The following is a 1,406-nucleotide window of genomic DNA, read 5'->3' as shown; positions in this document are numbered from 1 at the left end:
GCGGGGCCGACAGCCTCAGCCTGGGGCGAGGCCGAGGAGGGTTCCGAGCGGCACGACGAGGGTGAAGCCGCCGTAGAAGCCGTCCTTGGCGCGGCGCGCCGTGTAGGGGTTCCAGAACGTGTTCGGGTTGACCACGTACTGCACCACCGGCTCCAGGATCACGCCCGCGCCCACATCCAGATGCGCGTTGGCCTCGAACACGAACTTGTCGCGCGCATACGGGGCGCCCGTGCCGCCCGAGATGAAGTTCGCCTCGGAGAGGAACTGCGTGTAGTTCTCGTTCAGCCGCTGCCAGTTCACCTTCAGGCCGTAGGTGTCGTTGGGCCGGCTCTGGTCGGGCGCCTGCAACAGCACCCCGAAGAACGAGTTGAAGCGGATCGGGATGGTCGGGTCGAAGGCGTAGCCCGTGCCGGTGTAGAGCGAGATCGCCGTCGGGGTCGGGTTGGCCACCTGCCCGCCATCGGCCCGCCAGACCGTCTGCGTGCCGGTGAGCACGATGCCCGAGGTGCCCGACTTCTGCAGGGCCGGCGTGCCGGGGTTGAGGCCGCGCGCGGTGCCCAGCACCGTCCTGGCGTTGTCGTCGTGGTCGGCCGTGTTGACGAAGCCGGTCAGCGAGGCGCGGCCGGGATAGGCGGTCATGCTGTAGTCGGTCTTGACGCCGATCTCGGTCATGACGAGCGCGCCCGAGAGCCGCTCGTAGCCGAAATCGTAGCCCGAGAGCGCGTTGGTGCCCGGGTTCACCGAGAAGGCGCCGGCCTGGATGTAGGTGGTGGGCGAGAGCTGGTAGGCGGCGTTCGCCCCCCAGACGGCGTAGAGCGGCGAGGTGAAGCCGGCGTTGATGTAGAACAGGTCCTGGAAGCAGGAGTTGATCGAGTTGCAGGGCGGCAGGCCGTAGTAGCGGTCCGGATGGGTGCGGCCGAACTCGATGACGAGGCGGTCGTCGAGGAGCTTCTGCTGGTAGGTGAGCAGGGAGAGGCGGTTGTTGTTGGGGTTGAAGGGCGGCTGGTAGCCGAGCGTGGTGTCGCCGATGTCGGCGGCCATGTTGAGGTTTCGCACGAGGCCGAAGAAGGTCTGGGTGAACTTGATGGTGCCGCCCGAGATGTTGGCGATCCTCTGCATGTCGGCGGTCATGGAGAGGACGAAGTAGGCGGAGTTGGACTGCTCGCCGGTGCGCAGGCCGGCGGAGGGGTTGGCCTGGTAGAAGTCGTAGATGTTGATGTCGAAGGTGAGCCCGCGCTCGGCCATGTCGGTGGCCCAGGGGGCGAGCGGCCCGACGCGGACGGGGTCGGCGGGTTTCTCGGCGATCCTGGGATCGGTGCGGGGCTGGGTCTGATCGTTGAACTGGCCCACCGGCGAGGGCTGCTGCGCCAGGGCGCCCGTCGCCCCGGTGAGGCTGGCCGCCAGCA

At 68.1% G+C, this 1,406-nt stretch carries 1 protein-coding gene; it reads right to left on the bottom strand.

The genetic code is table 11. The annotated features are described in order from the left end of the window. Positions 1–15 precede the first annotated feature (15 nt). Positions 16–1,404, bottom strand: a complete 1,389-nt coding sequence (locus BY998_RS23815; RefSeq protein ID WP_245421732.1) for a carbohydrate porin — start codon at positions 1,402–1,404, stop codon at positions 16–18. Positions 1,405–1,406: the final 2 nt, after the last annotated feature.

The organism is Methylobacterium sp. B4 (assembly GCF_003201865.1).
Taxonomy (GTDB): Bacteria; Pseudomonadota; Alphaproteobacteria; order Rhizobiales; family Beijerinckiaceae; genus Methylobacterium.
Note: the sequence above shows the minus strand (reverse complement) of the source record. Positions and strands in the feature narration are given on the sequence as shown.